Below are 19,777 nucleotides of genomic sequence, written 5' to 3'. Positions count from 1 at the left end.
CTGCCTTGTTTTTTTAGTCGGCGTCGTAACCCAGATTGGGGGCCAGCCAGCGCTCCACTTCGCTTACCGACATGCGCTTACGCGCCGCATAGTCCTCAACCTGATCGCGCTGAATCTGCGCCACGGCGAAGTAGCGGCTGTCAGGGTGGCTGAAGTACCAGCCTGATACCGAGGCGCCCGGCCACATGGCAAAAGACTCCGTGAGTTTCATACCCGCGTGCGTTTCCACATCCAGCAGCGCCCAGATAGTGGCTTTCTCAGTGTGTTCCGGACAGGCCGGATAGCCCGGCGCCGGACGAATGCCCTGATAATTTTCGCGGATGAGCGCCTCATTACTGAGGTGCTCATCGGGAGCAAAACCCCAAATCGTTTTGCGCACCTGTTCGTGCAGATATTCGGCGAAGGCTTCGGCTAAGCGGTCCGCAATAGCTTTGACCATAATCTTGTTGTAGTCGTCCTGCTGCTTATCGTAAGCCTCGGCCAGCGCATCTTCTTCCAGCCCGCCCGTAACGGCAAAAGCCCCGATATAATCAGCTTTACCGCTGCTTTTCGGCGCCACAAAATCGGCCAGACAGTAGTTGGCAAAGTCGGTTTTTTCCGTTTGCTGCCGCAGATGATGGCTGATGTTCAGCAGCGTATCGCGCTGCTCATCCGCAAAGATATGAATATCGTCGCCCACGCGATTAGCCGGGAACAGGCCGACCACGCCGCGTGGCGTCAGCGCTTTTTCGTCACTCAGCTTATCCAGCATCGCGTTAGCATCGGCAAACAATCGTTTCGCTTCATCGCCCACGACCTCATCCTCCAGGATGCGCGGGTATTTGCCAGCCAGCGACCAGGTCATAAAAAAGGGCGTCCAGTCGATGTAATTGCGCAGCACGTCAATGCCCGCGTCGACGCGCCTGACACCGACGTGCTTCGCTACGGGCGGTGTATAGCTGTCCCAGTCAATCTTCGTCGCGTTGTCGCGCGCAGCGCTGAGTGACACCGGCGGCGTGCGCGGTTTTTTACGCGCATGCTGAATACGCACGGTTTCATATTCTTTGCGGGTGCGCGCAACGAAGTCATCCCTGAGCGTATCCGATAGCAGGGATGACACGACACCCACCGTGCGCGAGGCGTTTTGCACGTAAACGGTGGGCCCGCTGTAGTGCTGTTCGATTTTCACGGCGGTATGGGCTTTAGACGTGGTGGCGCCACCAATCAACAGCGGCAGCGTAAATCCCTGACGCTCCATCTCTTTCGCCATGTTGACCATTTCATCCAGCGACGGCGTGATGAGCCCAGAAAGACCAATGATGTCAGCCTTCACTTCGCGCGCGGTCTTGAGGATTTTCTCGCCCGGCACCATCACGCCGAGGTCGATAATCTCATAGTTATTGCACTGCAGGACCACGCCAACAATGTTTTTGCCAATGTCGTGGACGTCGCCTTTTACCGTTGCCAGCACCACCTTACCGTTACTGCGTCCGGCTTCTTTACTGGCCTGAATGTATGGTTCAAGCCAGGCGACGGCCTGTTTCATCACGCGGGCCGATTTCACGACCTGCGGCAGGAACATTTTGCCTTCACCAAACAGATCCCCCACCACATTCATGCCGGACATCAGCGGCCCTTCAATCACGTCTATCGGGCGCGCGGCCTGTTGACGGGCTTCTTCCGTGTCCTGTTCAATAAACTCGGTGATGCCTTTGACCAGTGAGTATTCCAGCCGTTTCACCACGTCCCAGCCGCGCCATTCAGCCTGCTGCTTTTCATCCGCACTGTCGCTTTTATTGCGGCGGTATTTTTCCGCCAGCGCCAGTAATCGCTCAGTGCCGTCGGCGCGCCGGTTAAGGATCACGTCCTCAACGGACTCACGCAGTTCGTCAGACAGGTCGTCATAAATGGCCAACTGCCCGGCGTTCACGATTCCCATATCCATACCGTTACGGATGGCGTAATAGAGAAACACCGCGTGAATCGCCTCACGAACCGGATCGTTGCCCCGGAACGAGAACGAGACGTTAGATACGCCGCCCGAGATCATCGCATGGGGCAGTTCACGTTTAATGTCTTCGCAGGCCCCAATAAAATCCATCGCGTAGTTGTTGTGTTCGTCGATACCGGTCGCAACGGCAAAAATATTGGGATCGAAAATGATGTCCTCAGGCGGAAACCCCACCTGTTGGGTCAGGATCTGGTAGGCGCGGCGACAGATCTCAATCTTCCGCTCACGCGTATCGGCCTGCCCCACCTCATCGAAGGCCATCACCACCATGGCGGCCCCGTAGCGGCGGACAAGGCGGGCATGGTGGATAAATACGGCCTCACCTTCTTTCATTGAGACGGAGTTGACGATGCCTTTTCCCTGAATACACTGCAGCCCTTTCTCAATAACCTCCCATTTCGAGGAGTCGATCATAATGGGCACGCGGGCAATATCGGGCTCACCCGCAATCAGGTTGAGGAAACGCACCATCGCGGCTTCCGCGTCCAGCATTCCCTCATCCATATTGATATCAATAATCTGGGCACCGCTCTCAACCTGTTGTAACGCGACTTCCAGCGCCTCATGATATTTATCTTCTTTAATCAGGCGCTTAAATTTGGCAGAGCCGGTAACGTTGGTGCGTTCTCCCACGTTCACAAATAACGATTCTGCACTGATATTCAGCGGTTCAAGACCCGAAAGACGGCAGGCAACGGGCAGTTTGGGGCGCTGACGTGGCGCAACGCCTTCCACGGCCGCCGCCATGGCAGCGATGTGCTGTGGCGTGGTGCCGCAGCAGCCGCCAACAATGTTCAGAAAGCCGGCGTTGGCCCATTCCCCAATCTGCTGCGCCATCACCTCTGCATCGAGATCGTATTCGCCGAAGGCGTTGGGCAAACCGGCATTGGGATGGGCAGTGACATAGCCTTCGGCGATGCGTGACAGTTCAGCGACATACTGGCGTAGTTCATCCGGCCCCAGTGCGCAGTTCAGACCAAAGGATAAGGGTTCTGCATGGCGCAACGAATTATAAAAGGCTTCGGTAGTTTGTCCGGAAAGCGTGCGGCCTGAAGCATCGGTGATGGTGCCGGAGATCATCAACGGCAGCGCCACGCCAAGGGCTTCCATCTCTGCTTTCACCGCAAAGACAGCCGCTTTGGCGTTGAGCGTATCGAATACCGTTTCAATCATGATGATGTGGCAACCGCCTTCCACCAGCGCCCGGGTGGACTCACGATAGGCGTCCACCAACTGATTGAAGGTGATATTACGGAACGCCGGATCGTTAACATCGGGTGAGATCGAGCAGGTGCGGTTGGTGGGGCCCAGTACGCCCGCGACATAGCGCGGTTTATCTGGCGTTTTTGCCGTCCACGCATCTGCGCAGGTACGCGCCAGCTTCGCGGCCGCGAAGTTAATCTCTGCCGACAGGGCTTCCATCTGGTAGTCCGCCATCGCAATGGGGGTGGCATTAAAGGTATTGGTTTCGAGAATATCCGCGCCGGCGGCCAGATACGCATCATGGATCTCGCGGATCACCTCTGGTTTACTTAGCACCAGCAGATCGTTATTGCCTTTGAGATCGCAGGGCCAGTCAGCAAAACGGCTGCCACGAAAATCGTGTTCGTCCAGTTTATAGCTCTGGATCATGGTGCCCATTCCACCATCTAATACCATAATGCGGTGGGCAAGTTGCTGATGCAGCGCGTCGGTTAGATTGCTCACGGTTATCTCATCCACGTCAATGCGCTGGTGAAATACCAGCCAGTCATTCTTGCATAAGGTCATGATGCCTCAAAGTAACCTTAGCGGAGATTTTCAGGGAAGTGATTATCAGGTCTGACCAGCACGTCAGCGTTTGCATTCAGGCAGATTAAAACGAAAATGGTTTCCACTATGTGAAAAGGAGAAACAGAATGGCAACGCCCGTCGCCGCGAAACGCGGAAAAAAACCCCGTGGCACCCCTGCCCCCTCAGCGCCCGCAGGCGGTCAGGTTCAGTCACTGACCCGTGGGTTAACGCTGCTGGAGTTGATCGCTAATTCACATGGCAGCGTCGCGCTTACCGAACTCGCGCAGCAGGCCGGGTTGCCTAACTCCACAACACATCGCTTGCTGACCACTATGCAGCAGCAGGGGTTTGTGCGCCAGGAGGGCGATTTAGGCTACTGGACCATGGGGGCACATGCGTTTGTGGTTGGCAGCAGTTTTTTACAGAGCCGGAACCTGCTGGCGCTGGTCCACCCGGTGCTACGTACGCTGATGGAAAACTCGGGTGAAACGGTCAATCTGGCGGTGCTGGACCTCAGCGATTTTCAGGCGGTGATTATCGATCAGGTACAGTGTACGCAACTGATGCGCATGTCTGCACCGATCGGCGGCAAACTGCCAATGCATGCATCGGGCGCAGGTAAAGCTTTTCTGGCGCATCTCAGCGACGAGCAGGTCACCGCTCTGCTGCATCAGAAAGGCCTGCATTACTACACGCCCAATACGCTGATGTCACCTCAGAGTCTGAAAACCAATCTGGCACAGATCCGGACTCGGGGATTTTCTTTCGATGACGAAGAACATGCGCTCGGTTTGCGTTGTGTGGCGGCCCCCATTTACGATGAGCACGGCGAGCCATTTGCGGCGCTTTCCATCTCTGGGCCTATTGCCCGCATGACGGACGACCGCATCACCGAACTGGGCGCGCTGGTCATCCGCGAAGCCCGTCAGGTCACCCTGGCGTACAGTGGCCGTTAAAGAAATGCCGCCCGCCCCACCCGATAACGCCAGCGCGCCCTTCATGCTTTCTCAACCGCAGCCTTTATAAGAAACAGCCTGTGGACTGGCCAGCGCCGCCCTAAAAGGGGGCGCCCGCCGTCAGTCCAACAATCCATTACGCAAGACCGCTATATACGGCATCGCGCAGCATCACGGGGAACTGACCGTTTACCCCTTCCGGCGTCGTGTTTGTCATGGCTAGTACACAGAGTTCTTTTTGGCGATCAACAAACCAGGTATGGCCGTAAGCGCCGCTCCACGACAGCGTGCCCGCTGACTGAGGCGACCCGGCCGCATCGGGATCGGCAAGCAGTGCCCAGCCCACACCAAATCCCCATCCCGGTCCCTGCGTGGCATATTTCGCGGCAACGTGTTCCTGCGTCATATAGTCAAAGCTGTCGCGCGTAATCAGCGGCGCGCCCTGCCGGCGGATCGTTTCCAGCAATTGCATGAAATCGGGGGCCGTCCCTGCCATTCCCCCGCCGGCGCACGGCCAGGCATCGGGTTTGAGAATACGGTCAGGACAGAAAATGGCTGCGCCCTCACCAAAAGGTATTCGTTGATTCTCGCCTATCGCCGTGGGCACCGGGCTGTCATCGGTATACACCGTGGTTAAACGCGCCTCATCCCTGACGGTAAACAGCGTATCTTTCATCCCGAGCGGTTCCGTGACCGCATGACTTACCAGATCCGGCAGACGCTTACCGGTCGCCCGCACCATGATTTCGCCCAAAACATCAATGCCCAGGGAATAACGCCAGCCGCTTCCCGGTTCAAACTGCAGCGGAGTGCCTGCCAGGCGTCGTAGATTCTCTTCGATGGATAATCCCGGTTGATAGTCGATCCCATCAGACACGTTCAGGGTGTGATAAAGGGAATCAGCCGGCGCGGAATAACGGTAACGTAAACCTGACATGTGACTCAGGAGATGTCGCACCCGGATGGTTGCAGGTTTCCCCTCTTCCAGGCAGGGACGGAAATCGGGAAGCCAGCGCGTAATGTCGTCATCCAGAGTCATGTACCCTTGTTCGATCAGGCGCATTGCCGTCAGGCTCACGATGGGTTTGGTCAGCGAGGCAAGGCGGAAAATCGCATCCAGCGCCATGCCTTTCTTCTGCTCTCTGTCAGCCAGACCCGCCGCTCGCTGATACATTAATTCGCCGGCTTGGGCTACCATCACCGTACAACCGACAATGCGCTGTGCATCAATCGCCTGATCGATAACCGCATCCATAGCGGCTTCAAGTTTTGCAGAGGATGGAACACGTCCTGATGTAAAATAAATCATTATCGATTCCTTGAATAATTTCAAAAAAAATAAAAAGCGTTATTTTCATTACTTTTATACATTACAAGAAGAATAGATTTTATATATTACCCACCACCTTATTTAACAAAAACCCCAAACAAGACCCACATCAAATAACATCCTTCTCACATAATAAAACATCCCATTCATTTAACTGGTCAACCAAAAGTTGACTTTGAGTCTAACTTATGGACATCCAGGGGATTTGTGATCGACCTCTTTTTTTTAAAAGAGCAGACTGATTACCATGCATTCGCACTACAAGCAAAAAATACACTGACAGATAATCAACATAGCCTTCACTGTGTTGACTTAACCACCGTCAATACTGGTTAACCAAAATAAAGTTCATTTGACATTAAACATCAGAACGGGAATCAACCCACTTATTTTAAACATTAAAACCAACCAACAATAAAAAACAAAAGGAGGAACATTATTTAAACAAAGCGTCGATTCAATTTAACCGTTTTCTCCTATTACAAATTAACTAAAAACAATTCTCTTCATCTTCACGATCGTATAACAACCTGAAGATGTTTTCTGACCGTTACGCTGAATTAATCAAGGGAACATTATGATGACAACAACAATACCGCCACGCAGGAAGGTGGGCACGGGCACCGCAATAGGCTATGGCATTACCGATATTTTTGGCGGTGGCTCCATGGCGCTAATTGGGACTTGGTTGCTTTTTTTCTATACGACATTTTGTGGTCTTTCGATGCTCGAGGCGAGCTCCATTTTTGCTATCGCCCGCATCATTGACGCTATTCTCAGCCCGATAATGGGCTATATCACCGATAAGTTTGGCAGCACCCGCCTCGGTAAACGTTTTGGCCGACGCCGCTTCTTTCTGCTCATCAGCGCCCCGCTGATGTTTATCTATGCGCTGGTCTGGGTCAGCGACATGAGCTACTGGTACTATCTTGGAACCTATCTCGCGGTAGAGTTACTGGTGGCGATGGTGTTAGTGCCCTGGGAAACCCTGGCGGCAGAGATGACCAACGATTTTGGCGAGAGAACCCGTATGGCGGCAATCCGCCTGACGTTTTCTCAGGTGGGCACCTTCCTCACCGCCTCAGTACCGGGCGTTATGATCCAGTATTTTGGTCAGGACTCTGCCCTGACATTCACCTACACCGGTATCCTGTTTTCATGCCTGTTTTTTATTGTGGTGCTGATTACCTGGTCCTGTACCTGGGAATCGAAAGACATGAATCCCGAAGAGTTTGAGCGACTTAACGCCGGGCCAAGTATTGGACTGATATCCCACCTGAAAAATATGTTTATCGAACTGGCCACCACCTTCAAAATAAAAATATTCAGACAGCACTTGATTATCTATATTTCATCATTTACGGCGCTGGATATTTTCATAGCGGTGTTTGTTTATTTCGTCGTATATGGCCTGAGCCTGGATGCGGCAAACGCATCAGCCTATCTTTCGATTGCCACCTCCGTATCCATTCCCGCGACGCTGCTTTTCATGTTTATGCTGGACAAGCTGAATATCAGGCCCGCCCTGGCCATGCGTATTTCTTATCTGTGTATTTTTGCTGTACTCGGTTATCTCATTTTGATGTATATCGGCCATAGCGCTGTGTCTTCCTGGTGGCTCACCACGCTGGTATTTGTTCTGTTAGGTTTTGGCCGCGCAGGGCTTTATTTTATTCCCTGGAATATTTACAGCTTTATTCCTGATGTGGATGAAATGGTCACATGTCAACGGCGTGAAGGCGTCTTTGCTGGCGTGATGACGCTGATGCGCAAAAGTACCGTGGCCGTCGCAATTATGATAGTCGGTGCCGTACTGGAGCACAGTCATTTCGTCAAAGGGCAGTTAATTCAGCCAGAAAGTGCGCTGAATGCAATTACTGGTCTGCTGGTCTTTGGCTCCGGTGGTTTATTACTCATCAGCTTATATATGACCTTCAAATTTAAACTGACCCGTGAAACGCATCGGGTTCTGGTGAAAGAAATTGATCGCCTTAAGGCCGGCGGGAATAAAGCCGACTGTACACCCGAAACCAAAGTCGTGGTGAAGGCCCTGACCGGCTACGACTATGAACAGGTGTGGCAGCAGGATAATAACGCACGCCCTTAATTCAACCAGGCCAGTTCTTGAGTGGGTTGCACGTTACGCATGGCTGATCCCATCGGATAGCAGCCCGTTCTGCCTGCGCCTGAACGTAATGAAAATACTTAATACGCCAGGGATTCCTTTATGAACACACGTTTTTTTCGCTGCATGGCCATCGCTTTGCTGCTGTGTCCCTCGCTGCTGTACGCCGCAGCCATTAATGATAATGAAGACAGTTTAAGAATTCGTTTAAAGAATGATTTTCGACGAGCAGACAAGCCGAGTGCAGGTACCGGGCGTGATATCTACGCCTGGGTACAAGGCGGGCTCATTGATGTGAACACCCGCTACTATTCTGACTTTATTGGTATCAGCGCGGGTGCCTATTACGTATACAAACTGGGGGCGAAAGACGGCTGGAGCACCCGCTACTATCTGGATGGGCACGATAGCTTTGGCGTGGCAGTCGGCGCGGTCAAGCTTAAACCCGCCGATAATCTCTACTTAACCATTGGGCGGTTTGGTACCGACTATGGTTACGGCAGTCTCCCCTACCGCATTCCACTGATCGCCGATAATTCGTCCCGCACGATACAGACGATTTCTGAAGGCGTCCTGGCCCGTTTTGAGGCAACAGAAAACCTGGAATTCTGGTCAATGTGGCGTAAACGCGCCTTCTACTATGTCGATTCGGCAACCGGCGTGCGTGATGAAGGGGTGATTGACAGCGCAACAGGTAAGTACCATCCCCGCCGGGGACGCGGCTATTTGGTGGGATCATGGCACGATGCGTCGTCACGCTATTCGTTGGGGGCGTCTTATCAGCAAGATGTCTCAACCCAGGTGCAGAGCATTTTTGAAAAAACGCATACCTTTTCCAACGACCATACACTGAAGTGGGAGCTTATGGGATTTTATGGTCAGGTAGAAGGGATGAGTAAGCCTCTTAGTTACCATCACGAGACCGCCTTAATTTCCGGACGCTTAACTTACTCTTTTGATAAGGCAAGATTGTTTGGCGCCGTGGGCAAACTGACCCATGATATCGATGGGCGCATTGTCTACACCGATATTGGCTATCCCGACTCTCTGAGCATCGACCGCAACAAGGAAAACATGTTATCCGCGCAGTTTGGCGGGCAGTATTTCTTTAATCAAAACGTCGGTGTCATGCTGGGGCCAGTTATCACCAGAGGTTACGAAGACAAGCAGCGTAATACTAAAATTAACGGGCTCGGACTCATGGGAGCGGTGATGTATAACGTTACCGATGGGCCATTCAAAGGACTGAATATGTACGTGGCTGCTGACCGTGCCAGAGAGAAGCGGCCCGGCAGCGCGCTGGGCGATAAACTTTATTACTGGGATGTGAAAACCGGCGTGCAATACGATTTTATGTTGAAGTAACGACGCATCCATTACGTCGCACAGGTGTTTCAAAAGTGGCATCGTATGATGTCACTTTTAATAAAAACCGCAATTAATTGTTAAATAAGGGATAAATCCCCTTTTCATCTGGTCAACCAGTTTATCTTAACGTGCGCAAAACCCTGTTACCTTACCCGTTGGGTGATATAGTTTTCGCCGGAACGGTATCTGACGGGAGCATAATTATGAGGTCAGTCTCTCAGCAGCGGCCCTATCAGCAAGTGGGTATAAAAATCCGGCAACTGATTCTGGAGACGCCTTACCGCTCGGGTCAGCGTTTGCCGCCAGAACGTGAAATTGCTGACATGCTCGACGTCAGCCGCACCGTGGTTCGCGAGGCGTTGATTATGCTGGAAATTGAAGGGCTAATCGAAGTCAGACGCGGTGCTGGTATTTATGTGGTGGAGCACAAAAATCCATTACGTATTGAAGAAGTGAACACGCATTTTTGCAACGATGCCGGCCCGTTTGAACAGCTTCAGGCACGACAGCTACTGGAAAGTAATATCGCCGAATTCGCCGCGCTTCAGGCCACGCGAGAAGATATCGTCAAAATGCGTCAGGCCCTGCTGTTAGAAGAGCGCGAACTGGCAAGCTGCTCGCTGGAAAACTCAGAGAGCGGTGACATGCATTTTCATCTTGCCATTGCCGAAGCAACGCATAACAGCATGCTGGTCGAACTGTTTCGCCAGTCATGGCAATGGCGTGAAAATAACCCTATGTGGATTCAGTTGCACAGTCACCTGGGCGATACGCTTTATCGTAAAGCATGGTTGATCGATCACCGACAGATTCTTGCTGCACTCATCAAGAAGGACGCACGCGCTGCAAAGCTGGCGATGTGGCAACATCTTGAAAACGTGAAACAGCGCCTGCTGGAGTTTTCCAATGTTGATGACCTTGATTTCGATGGTTATCTGTTTGATTCATGGCCGCTGGCAAAAACGGACGGCTGAATGCCTGCAGTAGCAGGCACACGTGACGACGTCGTCAACGTGCTACCGTAACGGATGCAGAAACGCTGGGCATGCTGCCAGGCGATCACGTCCTCAATATGCCCCTGAGCGATGCGCTGCTGTTGTGCACGCCACCAGCTAGCCTCAAAAATTTCCGGATGCCGTTGTTGCAGTAGCGCGCCTATGGCAGGCTCGCTGCATAATGCATAGCGGAAGGTTTCAGGAAATACGTCATCCGGCCCCACGCTGTACCAGGGCTCCGCACTGAGCTCATCTTCTTCATATCGCGCCTGAGGAACCTCACGAAAATTGAGTTCCTGCATAGGGCGGATTTCATCGTAATCATAAAACACGACGCGCCCGTGTCGGGTGATGCCAAAGTTTTTAAACAGCATGTCGCCGGGAAAGATGTTGGCGGCAGCCAGCTGTTTGATCGCATTGCCATACTCTTCAATGGCGTGCTGGCGCTGGTTTTCACTGGCCTGCGCCAGGTAAAGATTCAGGGGCTGCATCCGACGTTCCAGCCAGAGGTGGCTGATGATAAGGCGATCGCCCTCAATACGTATCTTTCCGGCAATCGTGTGTTGAAATTCCTCCAGTAGCGCGGGAGCGATACGCGCGAGCGGCAACGCAAACTGTTCAAAAGCCTGTGTATCGGCCATGCGCCCCACACGGTCGTGCTCTTTGACCTGCTGATAACAGGCCCTGACCTGCATTTCGGTGACCTCTTTTTGCGGTGCAAACCGATCTTTGATGACTTTAAATACCCGATCAAAGCCCGGTAATGTGAACACCAGCATCACCATGCCACGAATACCCGGTGCAATCTCAAACGCGGCGTCGGTTTGCGCCAGCGCCTGGAGATATTCCCGATAGCTTTCCGTTTTGCCATGTTTTTGACAGCCGATAGCCATATAGCGCTCTGCCAGGGTTTTACCCGGCAATACAGGCTTGAGCCAGGCCACCAGCGCCGCCGGCAGCGGCGCATAGACCATGAAATAAGCGCGGGCAAAGCCAAACACGATGCTCGCGTCATTGACGTCCGTGAGGCAGGTATCAATCCACAGTTCGCCCTTATCGCTGCGCTGAATCGGCAACAGACAGGGAAATATGCCGTCGGGCAGGTGCAGCCGGGCGACAATCCAGGCGGTTTTGTTGCGAAAAAACAGCTCACTACAAACGTCCAGCCAGCCCTGCGCCAACTGGGCGGCGGAAAACTGCTCGCGCAAATGGCGGTGAATCCACGCTTCATCGCGCGCCCGATCCTGCCATGGCAGCGTTAAAGGCAGGTCGCGCAGTACCTGGTGGAACAGCGCTTGCCAGCCCTGATGTGGTAGATAGGTCCGCGCCAGAGGGCGCGCAGGGGAAGTTTGCGTTGAGGCTGGCTGAGAGCTGAAAATAAACAGGCGTTTCGGCTGCAGTGCATTATGGCCATGCAACCGGCAGTACACCGAATTAAAGAAGCTCTCGGCAATTTCGTAGCGCGGATAGCCGGGCAACAGGGTTTCGTAATGGCTTTTAATCGTCAGCCAAAAGTCATCGTCCCAGTGTGCCGCCCCGTTCAGCACGCGCAGTTGATCGGCGACTAATGCCACGTGATGATCGTAAAGATGAATACGCGCCTTCATCGCCTGCTGTACCGCCTGCCATTCGGCCTGTTCAAAACGCTGTTGTGCGCCTGCGGTAATGTCGAGAAAACGACCATACTGCGCGTCAAAACCCTGCAGAATGGTGTGAGCAATCAGTGATTCGCGTGGCGGCATGATTCACTCCTGAAAAAGCCCGCCCGCAGATGCCGGGCGGGAAAGACACAGACTCAACTCAAAACTGATGCTCCTCAGTAGACCCTGTCAGGGCCGTCACCGATGACTTGCCGCCCTGAATCGTGTTGGTCACCTGATCGAAATAGCCTGTTCCGACCTCCTGCTGATGCGATGAAAAGCTGTAACCCCGTTCGCGCGCAGCAAACTCCGGCTGCTGAACTTTTTCCACATAGTGGCGCATGCCTTCGCCCTGAGCGTAAGCGTGCGCAAGATCGAACATGTTGAACCACATGCTGTGGATGCCCGCCAGCGTAATGAACTGAAAGCGATAGCCCATGTCACTGAGCGCCTGCTGGAAGGCCGCAATGGTTTTGTCATCCAGATTCTTTTTCCAGTTAAACGAAGGCGAACAGTTGTAAGCCAGCAGCTTGCCTGGATAGCGGGCGTGAATCGCATCGGCAAAACGCTGGGCCATGGCCAAATCCGGGGTGGAGGTTTCACACCAAAGGACATCGGCGTAAGGGGCGTAAGCCAGTCCACGGCTGATTGCCTGCTCAATGCCGGCGTTGGTGCGGAAGAAACCTTCCGCCGTGCGGTCGCCGCGTATAAATGGGCGGTCGTATTCGTCACAGTCAGATGTGATCAGGTCTGCGGCATCCGCATCGGTCCGCGCCAGCAGGATCGTGGGTACGCCCATGACATCGGCAGCCAGACGCGCCGCCACCAGCTTCTGTATCGCCTCCTGGGTTGGCACCAGCACCTTACCGCCCATATGACCGCATTTCTTCACCGCCGCCAGTTGATCTTCAAAGTGCACGGCCGCCGCGCCTGCGCTGATCAATGACTTCATCAGTTCAAACGCATTCAGCACGCCACCAAAGCCCGCTTCTGCATCGGCGACAATGGGCAGAAAATAGTCGATATAGCGGCTGTCCCCAGGTTCTGTGCCGTTAGCCCACTGAATCTGATCGGCGCGCTGGAATGTCTGATTAATACGGGTGACCACCTCAGGCACGGAGTTGACCGGATAAAGCGACTGATCCGGATACATTTGTCCTGCTACGTTGGCATCGGCAGCGACCTGCCAGCCAGACAGGTAGATCGCTTCTATACCGGCCTTTGCCTGTTGCAGAGCCTGACCGCCCGTTAATGCTCCCAAACTGTTGATATAGCCTTTTTTGGCGTCGCCATTGAGCAGCGACCAGAGCTTCACCGCCCCCCGCTCTGCCAGAGTACAGGCCGGCACAACAGAGCCCCGCAGGTTAATCACTTCCTCTGCGCTGTACGGGCGGGTAATGCCCTGCCAGCGCGCGTCCTGCCACTGTTTTTCGAGTTGCTGAATATGTTGAGTACGTGTCATGGCAACGGCTCCTTAAGTCAGGGAAGCAGGCGGTAGCCTGGCAGAGTAAGAAAGGAAACCAGTTCGTCCTGGGTTGTGATCTGCGCCATCAGGCGCGCCGCTTCCTCATAACGACCTGAACTGAATGTCTTATCGCCCAGATGCATCTGTAGCGTTTGCAGCTCATCGTTCAGCAGCTGCTGGAAGAGCGCGGCCGTGACCGGCTGTCCATCGAGCAGAGATTTCTGATGGCGGATCCATTGCCAGATTGAAGTCCGGGCAATTTCTGCAGTTGCGGCATCTTCCATCAGGCCATCGATGGGGACACAACCATTGCCGCTAATCCAGGCTTCCAGATACTGCAACGCCACCCGAATATTGGCGCGCATGCCCGCTTCAGTTCTGTCGCCTTCGCAAGGTGCCAGAAGCTGCTCTGCCGTTATCGGGCTGTCATCCTGCCGCAGAATGTTGAGCTGATTGGGGCGTTCACCCAGTACCTGGTTGAAGACTGACATCGCCGTGTCTGCCAGACCGGGATGCGCGATCCAGGTACCGTCATGTCCGTTGTTGGCTTCACGCTGTTTATCTTCAGTGACGCGCTGCAGCACCCATTCATTGCGCGCGCTGTCCTTGCTGGGTATCAGTGCTGACATGCCGCCCATGGCAAAAGCACCGCGGCGATGGCAGGTTTGGATCAGCAGTCGTGAGTAAGCATCCAGAAAGGGCTGAGCCATGGTTACAGACTGCCGGTCGGGCAGAATCCGATCGGCATGTTCGCGCAGCGTTTTGATATAGCTGAAAATATAATCCCAGCGGCCGCAGTTCAGCCCCACGATATGATCCCGCAGATTCCACAGGATCTCGTTCATCTGGAATACCGCCGGTAGCGTTTCGATCAATACGGTGGCTTTTATGGTGCCGCGAGCCAGATCAAAACGATCCTCGGCAAAGCTAAAGATATCCCGCCACCACGCAACTTCCTGCCAGCTCTCAGTTTTAGGCAGATAAAAATAGGGGCCACTGCCTTTTACCAGTAAGGCTTCCGCGTTATGAAAAAAGTAGAGAGCAAAATCGAACAGACCACCGGGAATCGCATTGCCCTGCCAGCTAACATGTTTTTCAGACAGATGCAGTCCACGTACCCGGCACATCAATACCGCAGGATCGGCCCGTAGCTGATAGATTTTTCCGTTCTCGCTGGTATAGCGCAGCGTTCCCGCCACGGCTTCCCGTAAGGTTTGCTGTCCGTCAATGAGTTTTTCCCAGCAAGGTGCCAGCGAGTCCTCAAAGTCGGCCATAAACACCTTTACGTTAGCATTCAAGGCGTTAATCACCATTTTGCGATCGGGCGGACCGGTGATCTCAACGCGACGATCCTGTAAATCGGCCGGAATACCACGGATCGTCCACGCTCGCTCTCTTATGGAAATCGTTTCCATATCAAAGTCAGGTAACCCGCCGGAATCGTACTCTTTTTGCCGGACCTGACGTGCGGCTAACAATGTCTCACGCTGGGGTGCAAAACGCGTCACCAGTTCCTGCAGAAAAGCGATGGCGTCGGGAGTAAGCAACTGCTTTTCCGCATCGCTAAAGGGTTTACTGAAAAGTAATTCACTGTTGATAACCGAGTCTGTCATGTCTGCTCTCTCCTGTTTACAGGCGGATCAACATGGATGATCCACAGATAGGGTAATTATTGAGCTACAGGATCAGAGCATATTCATTTTAATTTTAAAATCAAAAACTATTTCCATTTTTAATAAAAAAACAACTTATCATCATGATTAATAAATGATTTATTTTATTTTTTAACAGGTAATACTTTTCAATCACGTTTTACAGACGAAAAAAAACCGTGCTGCCAGCGGCTAACACGGTTCAGTTGTCGCTAAAAAAGGATTATTCCAGCGTGGGATTCATATGGCGCAGATCAAACGGCGTAATCTGGTAGACGTAATAATTCAGCCAGTTTGAAAACAGCAGGTTTCCATGGCTACGCCAGGTGGCGCGCGGTGTAAGCTGCGGATTATCCTGTGGGAAATAGTTATAGGGTACTTCAGGATTCAGCCCGGCTTCATAGTCGCGTTGAAACTCTCCCGCCAGCGTCAGTGCATCGTACTCCGGATGCCCGGTCACAAACGCCAGCCTTTTGTCTTTGCTCGCCATCAGATACGCGCCGGTTTGTTCCGATTCAGCAAATAATTCCAGATCGGTATAATCCGTGATGAGCTGCGTCGGGAAATCAGCGTAACGTGAATGGGGAGCGAGGAAATTGTCGTCGAATCCCCGCGTCAGTAAGGAATGGGGATGCAGTATCTGATGCTCAAAGACGCCCGCCAGTTTAGTCTGCCGGGTCTGTTTAGGAATGCCATATAAAATGTTTAATGCCGCCTGGACGGCCCAACAGACAAACAGCGTTGAGGTAACATGATCTTTCGCCCACTCCAGCACCTGTTTTATCTGAGGCCAGTAAGCCACATCGTTAAATTCAACCAGGCCCAGCGGCGCACCTGTCACGATTAAGCCATCGTAGTTATCGTGCTGAATATCGTTAAAATTGCAGTAGAAGTTGTTGAGATGATCGCTGGGTGTATTCCGCGACTCCCGGCTGTCGATGCGCAGTAGCTGGATATCGATCTGCAGCGGTGAGTTGGAGAGTAAGCGCAGAAACTGGTTTTCCGTCTCAATCTTCTTGGGCATGAGATTAAGAACCAGCACTTTAAGCGGACGGATCTCCTGAACACTGGCACGTGACGACGTCATCACAAAGACGTTTTCGTTACGTAAAAAATTCACTGCCGGTAATTCGTCGGGAACCCTGATTGGCATAGCTTAATCACCTCTAGTAACCATATATACGTTTAGACATCCAGACAGCCAAAGATAACCAGTTAAAGGCTAAATGTCGAGTCTGCATATCAACAGGTGAAAAAGTTTCAAGGCGCGGGGCAGAGATGTGACATCTCGCTAAGCGCGCCCCTGCGGAAAAGAAATTGAAAGCCTGTTCTGTCACTGGCTGAGGGACAGAAAACCGTACTGGCGTAAAATTTGTTGCGCGGTATCGGAACTCAGGAATGCCGCGAGCGGCTTGGCAGCGGCGGACAGCGTGGCCCAGCCATATCGTGCCTGGACATTGTAAGTGGAAGGAATGTTAAAAACCCGAAGCTGGGAAAAACGAGCCAGGCGAGGCGCATAGCTGGCGTAGCCGATAAACAGCTCAGCATGGCCTGCACTGATAATCCACTGCGCCGCCAGGTCACCCGCAGGCACAGGCAAGCTGTCTGGTCCGCCAACCATAGCGATCGCTCTTTGCCTGAGTGCATCGCCACAACCGGGATGGCGCTGTTCGATATGGTCAAACAACTCCAGGGTGTAATCACCTGAGGGATCGCAAAGCGGCGTTGAGGTTCCCAGCCGCAAATCCTCACGGAGTAATAGCGACAGCCAGTCATCCTGTTCAATGACGCAATCACGTTTAGCCGTCAGGCAAAGCCTGTTATTTGTAAAATGGCCGGTATGATCTGCCAGGCCTTGTTGGCGCAGCTTTTCTGGATGCTGTAGGTTAGCCGAAACAAACAGGTCGCATATTTCACCCTGTTCAATGCGCTGACGCAGCAGACCGGCCGGCCCATACTGAGTATTTGCTGTTAAGCCGGATTCGGCATGGAAGGCGGTCATGAGCATCTTCCACACGTCACGCAGGCTACCTGCTGCCAGAATCTGTAGATTTCTCATGGTATGACGTCCGGTAGAACCGTTGATACCAGCGATTAGCCTGCTGCTGCATATCGATGTCGCGGAATTTATCTGGGTAGAGTTTTTTCGCCATCCACAGTTCGCCTAACCCTATGGCCTCCGGCATGGGATAGCCCCATGCCTTGGCATACTCAGGCATCAGCCATACCCGGTGATGTTTCACTGCATCAATGGTTCGCCAAAGGGGATTCTGTTGAATCTCCTTCACCACCTGTGGATAGCGGTCTTGAACGAAGATGACCTGTGGGTTCCATACGACAACCTGCTCCATGCTGACCTGCCTGAATCCCTGAATCGACGAGGCCGCCACGTTAAGGGCACCGGCATGCGCCATCATCAGGCCGGTATATTTACCCGCTCCGTAGGTGGTCAGATCGGGATTAGCCATATAGGCGCGAACACGCTGCTGCTCGGGGATATTTTTGAGACGGTCGGTGACGATCTGACGACCGGCGAATGCCGCTGAGATCAACGCTTTGGCCTGCTGCTGCCTGTTGACGACTTCCCCAATCAGCGTAATCCCCTCTTTTATACCCAGGTCGTACGCCTGATCTTCGTTTTGCATATTGGGGTTGATCTCACCCTGCTGTCCGGCGTCGTCATGGCGCAATGAAATTGCCAGGACCGGAATACCCAATGCAGAGATTTGGTCAATCATCTCTTTTGGCGCATAGTTAGTGACAAATACCACCTGTGGATGCAGCGCAACCAGCTTTTCCAAATCCACGTGGGTCAAATCACCCAGCAGCGCTTTATGCGTCAGTTCAGGTACCAGCGTCGCGTAATTGTCCCCTAGCTGCTGCTTCCAGTTAGCGAGAATCCCTACGATTTTATCTGTCGCGTTTAACTGCACCAGGAGATTCAGCGTTTGATGCTGAAGCACGACCACACGATCAACCCGATCTGGAATCGTGACGGTGCGGCCAATTTGATCGGTCACAACACGGCTGGCGTAACTGTTTAAGGCGGTAAGCGTCACTATGCCTGCAAGCATCAGGCGCTTTAATGTTGTATTCAATAAGGTTTCCCCGAAGCGTAATGCAAGAGATTATATAGCGATTATCTGTCGCAAGGTAGCCTCTTGATGCGCATACCTGACCGCTGCTGTGCTCCTTTATCCTGTTTCCGAATCGGCGTCACCGAAACACCAGAAAGGTAAAAAGAGAACGGATGCGCTAAAACCATCAAGGCTGCGGAACTGGCCTTTAACGGAATCATGTTGACAGCTGACAGCGGGATACAGCTTCGCCCAGGTGGACAGGGCTTTGTGAACGTGTTCAGGCTGTACAGGCGAAGGTCAGATAAATCACTGTGCGGACGACTTGACGGTTTTTTAGATTACGAGCTGGTCAGCGGGCATAACTGGAAAGTGCATCTCACTATGCGCTGTAAACAATCAGGCTGAAAGATATTCCAGTGTACAGTTATATTATTCCAGTATTAAATCCCTACAGTTTTAACCTGCTGATATTCTCTTTTACATACTGAAAATAATGCTAGCAGGTTGATATTAATTAGAGCACAGGGCGTTAATTTTAAACTGCACATACTCTGCTAATTTAATTTTAACGGAGCCAGACAGACTCCTTCATCAACTGAAATAAAGGGGTAATATTATGAAAATCAATAAAGTAACGTCAGCTGCTGCTGCCGTGGCATTTTCATTGATGTCTTTCGGTTGTTTTGCACAAACCGTCTCTGCCACCTCATTAACACTGGATGGCGCGGTCTCTAAAATTGCCAGACAGGCGAAACAACAAGGCGATCATTTTAGAGTTATCAGTGCAGACACCAATAATTATGCCCACGTAACCGCTGAATTATATAAATAATATCGGCGCTAAAAAGCACGTGACCGGCTGTTTTTAAACGCATTCCGCGTTTTTAAAATAGCTGGTCTTTTTTGTCTTTAATTAATGCTGCCCATCTTATCCAACTCAACCAGGCGATCTGTAACGATTTTAGGGCGTTTTCAAAGATGCCTACTGATAACAGCCTGTCTGCCGCGTACCAGATGACGTGCCTGTGTTTTACGTCGCTCCGCCACTGCACCCGTGCCTTGCTGCTGGTTCACCGTTGCCCGTTAAACGCCGGTAAAGGGATGCGTCCGGTCCGGAACGGTGCAGAGATGAGGGGTTATCTGCCAGATCGCAGACGTAAAAAAGCCCTGAACGTCAGTTCAGGGCTTCTTCACTTGTTTGATGCCTGGCAGTTTATGAATCACGCTGTGATTCACCCTTCGGGCCGCTGCTTCGCAGCGTTCAAAAGCGTTCGCTTTTGTCCTACTCTACTGAGTAGTGAACTGCCCGAGGTTACGTGCAGGTCCTTCAATTTGATGCCTGGCAGTTCCCTACTCTCGCATGGGGAGACCCCACACTACCATCGGCGCTACGGCGTTTCACT

Annotated in this window: 13 protein-coding genes; 5 read left to right on the top strand and 8 right to left on the bottom strand. The window is 52.6% G+C overall.

The features are described 5' to 3' along the window. Window positions 1-13 precede the first annotated feature (13 nt). Window positions 14-3,697, bottom strand: a complete 3,684-nt coding sequence (metH, locus tag QLG08_RS13880; RefSeq protein ID WP_210448406.1) for a methionine synthase — start codon at window positions 3,695-3,697, stop codon at window positions 14-16. 191 nt (window positions 3,698-3,888) lie between these two features. Between metH and iclR the strand changes: the two genes are divergently transcribed. Beyond that, window positions 3,889-4,719, top strand: a complete 831-nt coding sequence (iclR, locus tag QLG08_RS13875) for a glyoxylate bypass operon transcriptional repressor IclR (RefSeq protein ID WP_014595049.1) — start codon at window positions 3,889-3,891, stop codon at window positions 4,717-4,719. A 136-nt stretch (window positions 4,720-4,855) separates the two neighbouring features. Here iclR and QLG08_RS13870 read toward each other — a convergent pair whose 3' ends face one another. Then, the gene (locus QLG08_RS13870; protein WP_072138488.1) at window positions 4,856-6,028 is read right to left on the bottom strand and encodes a serine hydrolase domain-containing protein; all 1,173 of its coding nucleotides are present in this window, start codon (window positions 6,026-6,028) and stop codon (window positions 4,856-4,858) included. A 598-nt stretch (window positions 6,029-6,626) separates the two neighbouring features. Between QLG08_RS13870 and QLG08_RS13865 the strand changes: the two genes are divergently transcribed. The 3 genes from QLG08_RS13865 to uxuR all read left to right on the top strand — a co-directional run bounded on the left by QLG08_RS13865 (window position 6,627) and on the right by uxuR (window position 10,516). Next, window positions 6,627-8,156 carry an MFS transporter gene (locus tag QLG08_RS13865; protein WP_015701276.1) on the top strand — a complete coding sequence of 510 codons (1,530 nt, stop codon included), beginning with the start codon at window positions 6,627-6,629 and terminating at the stop codon, window positions 8,154-8,156. 120 nt (window positions 8,157-8,276) lie between these two features. After that, window positions 8,277-9,539, top strand: a complete 1,263-nt coding sequence (gene uidC / locus QLG08_RS13860) for a glucuronide uptake porin UidC (protein ID WP_013024137.1) — start codon at window positions 8,277-8,279, stop codon at window positions 9,537-9,539. Between the two features lie 206 nt (window positions 9,540-9,745). Beyond that, entirely contained in the window at window positions 9,746-10,516 is a 771-nt protein-coding gene (uxuR, locus tag QLG08_RS13855) for a Uxu operon transcriptional regulator (protein ID WP_014595046.1), read from the top strand. On the opposite strand, the gene aceK is transcribed toward uxuR, so the two are convergent. The 6 genes from aceK to QLG08_RS13825 form a co-directional block, all read right to left on the bottom strand. Beyond that, complete coding sequence (gene aceK, locus QLG08_RS13850) at window positions 10,474-12,279, bottom strand: bifunctional isocitrate dehydrogenase kinase/phosphatase (RefSeq protein WP_238493290.1); 1,806 nt, start codon at window positions 12,277-12,279, stop codon at window positions 10,474-10,476. The two genes, uxuR and aceK, sit on opposite strands and share 43 nt — an antisense overlap. Before the next feature lie 58 nt (window positions 12,280-12,337). Then, window positions 12,338-13,639, bottom strand: coding sequence for an isocitrate lyase (gene aceA, locus QLG08_RS13845; protein WP_014595044.1), 1,302 nt, complete (start codon window positions 13,637-13,639; stop codon window positions 12,338-12,340). Window positions 13,640-13,656: 17 nt separating this feature from the next. Further along, window positions 13,657-15,255 (bottom strand): malate synthase A, encoded by a 1,599-nt coding sequence (gene aceB, locus QLG08_RS13840; protein ID WP_238493291.1) that lies wholly within the window; start codon window positions 15,253-15,255, stop codon window positions 13,657-13,659. Between the two features lie 262 nt (window positions 15,256-15,517). Further along, window positions 15,518-16,447 carry a homoserine O-succinyltransferase gene (gene metA, locus QLG08_RS13835; RefSeq protein WP_013024132.1) on the bottom strand — a complete coding sequence of 310 codons (930 nt, stop codon included), beginning with the start codon at window positions 16,445-16,447 and terminating at the stop codon, window positions 15,518-15,520. A gap of 180 nt (window positions 16,448-16,627) precedes the next feature. Further along, window positions 16,628-17,353 carry a substrate-binding domain-containing protein gene (locus tag QLG08_RS13830; RefSeq protein ID WP_238493292.1) on the bottom strand — a complete coding sequence of 242 codons (726 nt, stop codon included), beginning with the start codon at window positions 17,351-17,353 and terminating at the stop codon, window positions 16,628-16,630. Then, window positions 17,322-18,392 carry an ABC transporter substrate-binding protein gene (locus QLG08_RS13825; RefSeq protein ID WP_014606959.1) on the bottom strand — a complete coding sequence of 357 codons (1,071 nt, stop codon included), beginning with the start codon at window positions 18,390-18,392 and terminating at the stop codon, window positions 17,322-17,324. The genes QLG08_RS13830 and QLG08_RS13825 overlap by 32 nt, the downstream gene beginning before the upstream one ends. Window positions 18,393-18,990: 598 nt before the next feature. On the opposite strand from QLG08_RS13825, the gene QLG08_RS13820 reads away from it, so the two are divergent. After that, entirely contained in the window at window positions 18,991-19,206 is a 216-nt protein-coding gene (locus QLG08_RS13820; RefSeq protein ID WP_014606960.1) for a DUF1471 domain-containing protein, read from the top strand. Window positions 19,207-19,777 lie beyond the last annotated feature (571 nt).

It is taken from the genome of Pantoea sp. V106_11, from assembly GCF_029967885.1.
Taxonomy (GTDB): domain Bacteria; phylum Pseudomonadota; class Gammaproteobacteria; order Enterobacterales; family Enterobacteriaceae; genus Pantoea; species Pantoea ananatis.
Note: the sequence above shows the minus strand (reverse complement) of the source record. Positions and strands in the feature narration are given on the sequence as shown.

Coding starts and splice junctions, on each gene's coding strand:
- uxuR (WP_014595046.1), top strand. CDS start 9,746: ATGAGGTCAGTCTCTCAGCAGCGGCCCTATCAGCAAGTGGGTATAAAA.
- aceK (WP_238493290.1), bottom strand. CDS start 12,279: ATGCCGCCACGCGAATCACTGATTGCTCACACCATTCTGCAGGGTTTT.
- aceB (WP_238493291.1), bottom strand. CDS start 15,255: ATGACAGACTCGGTTATCAACAGTGAATTACTTTTCAGTAAACCCTTT.
- QLG08_RS13865 (WP_015701276.1), top strand. CDS start 6,627: ATGATGACAACAACAATACCGCCACGCAGGAAGGTGGGCACGGGCACC.
- iclR (WP_014595049.1), top strand. CDS start 3,889: ATGGCAACGCCCGTCGCCGCGAAACGCGGAAAAAAACCCCGTGGCACC.
- aceA (WP_014595044.1), bottom strand. CDS start 13,639: ATGACACGTACTCAACATATTCAGCAACTCGAAAAACAGTGGCAGGAC.
- uidC (WP_013024137.1), top strand. CDS start 8,277: ATGAACACACGTTTTTTTCGCTGCATGGCCATCGCTTTGCTGCTGTGT.
- QLG08_RS13870 (WP_072138488.1), bottom strand. CDS start 6,028: ATGATTTATTTTACATCAGGACGTGTTCCATCCTCTGCAAAACTTGAA.
- metA (WP_013024132.1), bottom strand. CDS start 16,447: ATGCCAATCAGGGTTCCCGACGAATTACCGGCAGTGAATTTTTTACGT.
- QLG08_RS13820 (WP_014606960.1), top strand. CDS start 18,991: ATGAAAATCAATAAAGTAACGTCAGCTGCTGCTGCCGTGGCATTTTCA.
- QLG08_RS13830 (WP_238493292.1), bottom strand. CDS start 17,353: ATGAGAAATCTACAGATTCTGGCAGCAGGTAGCCTGCGTGACGTGTGG.